This is a genomic window from Streptomyces sp. 8N706 (genome assembly GCF_052245415.1).
GTDB lineage: Bacteria > Actinomycetota > Actinomycetes > Streptomycetales > Streptomycetaceae > Streptomyces.
In genome coordinates, this window is the sequence record NZ_JBQQBW010000202.1 from 1 (window position 1) to 5,330 (window position 5,330).

The 5,330-nt window shown below is 73.8% G+C and carries 4 protein-coding genes; 2 read left to right on the forward strand and 2 right to left on the reverse strand.

Annotated features, from left to right (window positions below):
• Positions 1-122: 122 nt before the first annotated feature.
• Both ACTWQE_RS33500 and ACTWQE_RS33505 read right to left on the reverse strand, forming a co-directional pair.
• Complete coding sequence (locus tag ACTWQE_RS33500) at positions 123-1,511, reverse strand: FAD-dependent oxidoreductase (RefSeq protein ID WP_443332864.1); 1,389 nt, start codon at positions 1,509-1,511, stop codon at positions 123-125.
• A gap of 74 nt (positions 1,512-1,585) precedes the next feature.
• Positions 1,586-2,617 carry a DUF4349 domain-containing protein gene (locus tag ACTWQE_RS33505; RefSeq protein WP_443332865.1) on the reverse strand — a complete coding sequence of 344 codons (1,032 nt, stop codon included), beginning with the start codon at positions 2,615-2,617 and terminating at the stop codon, positions 1,586-1,588.
• 125 nt (positions 2,618-2,742) lie between these two features.
• Between ACTWQE_RS33505 and hemG the strand changes: the two genes are divergently transcribed.
• Both hemG and hemQ read left to right on the forward strand, forming a co-directional pair.
• On the forward strand, positions 2,743-4,164 hold the full coding sequence (hemG, locus tag ACTWQE_RS33510) for a protoporphyrinogen oxidase (protein WP_443332866.1): 1,422 nt from the start codon (positions 2,743-2,745) through the stop codon (positions 4,162-4,164).
• 190 nt (positions 4,165-4,354) lie between these two features.
• Positions 4,355-5,071, forward strand: coding sequence for a hydrogen peroxide-dependent heme synthase (hemQ, locus tag ACTWQE_RS33515; RefSeq protein WP_443332867.1), 717 nt, complete (start codon positions 4,355-4,357; stop codon positions 5,069-5,071).
• The last annotated feature ends 259 nt before the right edge of the window (positions 5,072-5,330 follow it).

Consider the following 5,330-nt stretch of genomic DNA (forward strand, 5'->3'; position numbering starts at 1 on the left):
CTGCGTTGTCGGGCTCGTCCGAGTACGCCCAGTACGAGGACGACCCTCCGCCTTGCGATCGCACGCACCAGCCGCCGCGACCCCCGCCCTTCGGGCGGACGGCGCTACTTTCGAAACACGCCCTAGCCGTGGCTGTCGCGGGCGACCGCCGCGGCCGCCTTGCGGGCGGCCGTCAGCACCGGGTCCCACACCGGGGAGAACGGCGGAGCGTAGCCCAGGTCGAGCGCCGTCATCCGTTCCGCGGTCATCCCCGCCGTCAGCGCCACGGCCGCGATGTCGACGCGCTTGCCCGCCCCCTCGCGCCCCACGATCTGTACGCCCAGCAGCCGTCCCGTCCGGCGTTCGGCGAGCATCTTGACCGTCATCGGGCGCGTGCCCGGGTAGTAACCGGCCCGGCTGGTCGATTCGACCGTCACGGTCACGAACCGCAGACCGACGGCGGTCGCCTCCGCCTCCAGCAGCCCCGTGCGGGCGATCTCCAGATCGCACACCTTGCTGACGGCAGTGCCGACGGCGCCCGGGAAGGTCGCGTAACCGCCGCCCACATTGGTGCCGATCACCTGGCCGTGCTTGTTGGCGTGCGTGCCCAGGGCGAGGTGCCGGGTGCGCCCCGAGACCAGATCCAGCACCTCGACGCAGTCACCGCCCGCCCAGATGTTCTCCCGGCCCCGCACCCGCATCGCCAGGTCCGTGAGCAGACCGCCCGACTCGCCCAGCGGCAGCCCCGCGTCCCGCGCGAGGCCGGTCTCGGGGCGTACACCCAGCCCCAGCACGACGACGTCGGCCGGGTACTCCGCCTCCTTCGTCACCACGGCCGTCGCCCGCCCCTCGGGCGAGGTGCGGACCTCGGTCACCTCGGCGCCCGTGACGCTCTCGATGCCGAGTCCGCACATCGCCTCGTGCACCAGCCGGCCCATGTCCGGGTCGAGGGTGGACATGGGCTGCTCGCCCCGCTCCAGCACGGTGACCCGGCAGCCGCGCTTGACCAGGGCCTCGGCCATCTCGACCCCGATGTAACCGGCGCCGACGACGACCGCCCGCAGCCCTTCGCCCCTGCCCCCGAGGGCGTCGACCAGCGCTTTCCCGTCGTCCAGGCTCTGGAGACCGAAAACCCCGTCCGCGTCGATACCGGGCAGGTCCGGGCGCAGCGGGCGGGCGCCGGTGGCCACGACCAGATGGTCGTAGCCCTCCCAGCGCTCGCCGTCCCCCGCCTCCAGATCCCGCACGCGCACCCGCTGCCGACCGGTGTCGATCTCCGTGACCTCGGTCCGCAGCCTCAGGCCGATACCGCGTCTGCGGTGCTCGGTGGGCGTACGTGCCACCAGCGGTCCCGGGCCCTCGATGTCACCGCCGACCCAGTACGGGATGCCGCACGCGGAGTACGACGTGAAGGTGCCGCGCTCGAAAGCGACGATCTCCAGCTCGTCGGGCCCCTTCAGCCTGCGGGCCCCGGACGCGGCGGACATCCCCGCCGCGTCCCCGCCGATGACCACCAGCCGCTGCGCCGCCATCGCCCGTGCTCCTTCCGCCGCTCGTCTGCCGCCCACGCTACGTGCGGTCCGTCGGATACGTACGGTCCGTCGGATCAGTCCTGTTCCTGTTCCGCTCCGGCCGGTCCGGGGGCGGCCGCCGGCGCGGGGACGGTCACCTGCGGCGGGGGAGTGACGCCCCGCCCCACAGGACCGCCGGCCCGGCGCCGCGGCAGCCGTCCGCGGACCGCCCGGCCGACCAGGACCAGCAGCGCCAGCGCCACGGCGAACGGCAGCACCGCGCCCAGCGCCACCGCCACCCAGCGGACCGCCGTGAGGAACGCGTCCCAGCCGCCGGCCAGAGCATCCAGGAAGCCGGGCTCCTCGTTCCCGTCCCCCTTCTTCCGCTTCTCCCCCGTCTCGGAGAGCACCAGGGTGATGGACGACAGGCTCGTCCGCTCCTTGAGCGACTGCTGCTGTGCCTTCAGCGCCTCCAGCTCCGCCTGGCGGGTGCCCAACTCGCCTTCCAGGGTGACCACATCGGAGAGTTCCGTCGCCCGGTCCATCAGTTCCCGGACCCGGGCGACGCTGGCCTGCTGGGACTTGATGCGGCTCTCGACGTCCACCACCTGGCCGGTGACGTCCTTGGCGGCCACCTTCCGCTCCAGGAGCCGGCCGGCGCCCGCGAGGTCCTCAAGGACGCCGTCGTACTCCTCCTGCGGCACGCGCAGCACGATGCGGGACCGCTCATGGCCCGCGGCGTCGCGGTCGGTGGTCTCGTCGCCGATGTAGCCGCCCGCGTTCTCGGCCGTGGTCCGTGCCCGGGCGAGTGCCCCGGGCACGTCCTTGACGCGTACGGTCAGCGTGGCCGTGCGGATGACCTGCGCGGGGGTGAGCTTCGGCGGCTTCTGCCCTGCGGTGCCGCCTCCGGGCCGTCCGCGGCCGGTGCCGTCGGCGACTCCGGCCGTACCGTCGGCGGCTCCGCCCTCCGCCACACCGGACGGCGCGGCCTTGTCGTCGTACGCGGCGCTCTCTTCGGCACTCTCCGACGAGCCGCTGCACCCGGCGAGGCCGAGCGAGGCGGCGAGCAGGACGGAGGCGAGGAGGGCGAGCGGCCGGCGCCGGCGTGCCGTCGATGGACTGTACATATGGGTCCCCCAAGAGCGGTTGCGGTGTCGCCGGTTGGACGAGGGAGACCCGGGGGCAGGTTGCCGACGGCCGGTCCCGATGAGGTCACGGTCGGGACTCGTTCCGGGTCTGAGACAGTGGGGACATGAACGAGGCGGACACGCGTACGGCCCATGTCGTCGTCATCGGGGGCGGAATCGCCGGACTGGCGGCCGCGCACCGGCTGACCGGAGCCGGTGCGCGGGTGACCGTGCTCGAGGCCTCGGACCGGCTCGGCGGCAAGCTGTACGCGGACGAGATCGAGGGCGTACCGGTCGACCTCGGCGCGGAGGCGATCCTCGCGAAGCGCCCGGAGGGCGTGGAACTGGCGCGCGAGGTCGGCCTGTCCGACCGGCTCCAGACGCCTGCCACCATCACCGCCTCGCTGTGGACCCGCGGACGGCTGCGGCCCATGCCCAGGGGCCATGTGATGGGTGTGCCCGCGGATGCCGGGCAGCTGGCCGCCTCCGGCGTCGTCTCGGAGGAGGGGCTCGCCCGTATCGCACAGGACGCCGAGCTGCCACGTACGGAGATCGGTGACGACGTCGCCGTCGGCGAGTACATCGCCGCCCGCCTCGGCCGCGAGGTCGTCGACCGGCTCGTCGAACCACTCCTCGGCGGTGTCTACGCGGGGGACGCCTACAAGATCTCGATGCGGGCCGCCGTGCCACAGCTCTTCGAGGCCGCGCGTACACACCGTTCGCTGACGGAGGGCGTACGGGCCATCCAGGCCGGAGCGGCGGCCCGGCAGCCGGCCGGGCCCGTCTTCATGGGCATCGACGGCGGGGTCGGCCGGCTGCCGCTCGCTGTCGCCGGGGCGGTGCGCGCCGCAGGCGGTGAGATCCTGCTCGGCTCGCCCGTGGAGCGGCTGACGAAACAGGACGATGGGTGGACGGTCGTCCTCGGCGACCGGCTGGTCGAGGCCGACGCCGTGGTCCTCGCCGTGCCCGCCCCCGCCGCCGCGCGACTGCTGGCGGGCGACTCCCCCGCCGCGGCCGCCGAGCTCGCATCCGTCGAGTACGCCTCCATGGCCCTGGTCACCCTGGCCTTCCGCGCCGCGGACCTCGCCGGGATGCCCGAGGGCAGCGGCTTCCTCGTACCGCCCGTCGACCGCCGCACGATCAAGGCATCCACCTTCTCCAGCCGCAAATGGGGCTGGCATGCCGAGGGCGAGGACGCGGACCCAGGGCTCTTCCTGCTGCGCACCTCGATCGGGCGGTTCCAGGAGGAGGCCGAGCTCGAGCGCGACGACGCCGAGCTGGTCCAGGTCTCGCTCGACGATCTGCGCGATGCGGTCGGGCTCACGGCCCGGCCCGTCGCCGGCCGCGTCACACGGTGGGACGGCGGGCTGCCGCAGTACCCGGTCGGCCACCTCGGCCGTGTCGCCCGTATCCGGGAGCACGTCGCGAAGCTGCCGGGGCTGCGGGTGTGCGGTGCGGCCTACGACGGCCTGGGGATCCCCGCGTGCATCGCGAGCGCGCGGACGGCGGCCGACGAGGTGCTGAGCGGCCTGAGCGGCGCGGCCTGAGCGGCTGAGCGGCCTGAGCGGACTGCGGGGACGGAGCGGACTGCGGGGACGGAGCGTGCCGGCCGGGCTGAGCGGAAGGAGCTGAGCGGGCGGGCCGGGCCGGTGGCGGCACGGCAGCGGACCGAGGCCCTCCGGGGCGCTCGCCGACCCTGGCGCGGTGCACGGGCGGCGGCGCGCGAGAATGGGCAGCATGACTGCTGCTCCTGACAAGACCGCGAACGCCGGCAAGAAGGCCAAGGACCTCAACGAGGTCATCCGCTACACCCTCTGGTCGGTGTTCAAGCTGCGCGACGCCCTGCCGGAGGACCGGTCCGGGTACGCCTCCGAGGTGGAGGAGCTGTTCGAGCAGCTCGCCGCGAAGGACGTCACCGTGCGCGGCACCTACGACGTGTCCGGCCTGCGGGCCGACGCCGACGTCATGATCTGGTGGCACGCGGAGACCGCGGACGCGCTCCAGGAGGCGTACAACCTCTTCCGCCGCACGAAGCTGGGCCGCGGCCTGGAGCCGGTGTGGTCGAACATGGCGCTGCACCGCCCCGCCGAGTTCAACAAGTCGCACATCCCGGCCTTCCTCGCCGACGAGCAGGCCCGGGACTATGTCAGCGTCTACCCCTTCGTGCGGTCCTACGACTGGTACCTGCTGCCCGACGAGGACCGGCGCAGGATGCTCGCCGACCACGGCAAGATGGCGCGCGGTTACCCGGATGTCCGCGCCAACACGGTCGCGTCCTTCTCGCTGGGCGACTACGAGTGGATCCTCGCCTTCGAGGCCGATGAGCTGCACCGCATCGTCGACCTCATGCGTCATCTGCGCGGATCCGAGGCGCGGAAGCACGTACGCGAGGAGGTCCCGTTCTTCACGGGCCGCCGCAAGCCGGTCGCCGAGCTCGTCGCGGGCCTGGCCTGATCTCCGGCCCCAGGCGCCTCGCTCTACGGCCCGCCCGCCTGACCTCCGGCCCCGGCCGCTCCGCACACGGCCCGCCCGCCTGACGGGCGGACGGGCCGTAGGGGAGCGCGGACCTCTCCGGGGAAGGCGTCAGACTCATCGACGAACTCAGCCGCCGCAACGCGGCCCGCGCCGCTGCCGAGAAGCCCGCCGGGGCCGATGTGCCCCGGGCCGGGGTCAGCGCGCGGGAAGCCCTCTCCGCAACCGGGCGCCCGCCGCT